The sequence below is a fragment of the Chryseobacterium sp. SIMBA_029 genome (assembly GCF_046535275.1).
GTDB lineage: Bacteria > Bacteroidota > Bacteroidia > Flavobacteriales > Weeksellaceae > Chryseobacterium.
In genome coordinates this window covers 1-249 of the sequence record NZ_JAWRXA010000666.1, presented here as the reverse complement: position 1 = coordinate 249, position 249 = coordinate 1, and the positions used below count along the sequence as shown (strand labels likewise).

Annotated in this window: 1 pseudogene; it reads left to right on the top strand. The window is 37.3% G+C overall.

The features are described from left to right. Nucleotides 1-249: pseudogene (locus SB679_RS25645) on the top strand (hypothetical protein); the annotation flags it as partial.

Here is a 249-nt window from a genome sequence, read left to right as displayed (position 1 = left end):
CCTTTTAAGCAACTCAAGCAGCGGAAATCCTACCGATCAGTGGATTGGAAGCAGCTATACCGTAAAACCTGAAATTGCAGACCAGGTAAGCTTAGGATACAGCAGAAACTTCAATAATAACAACTATGAACTTAATGCTGAGGTTTATTATAAATCCATGCAAAATCAAATTGACTTTAAGAATGGAGCTCAAATCACCTTTGATACTGCTGCCGATGTAGAAAGTGAATTGTTATTTGGTAAAGGAAG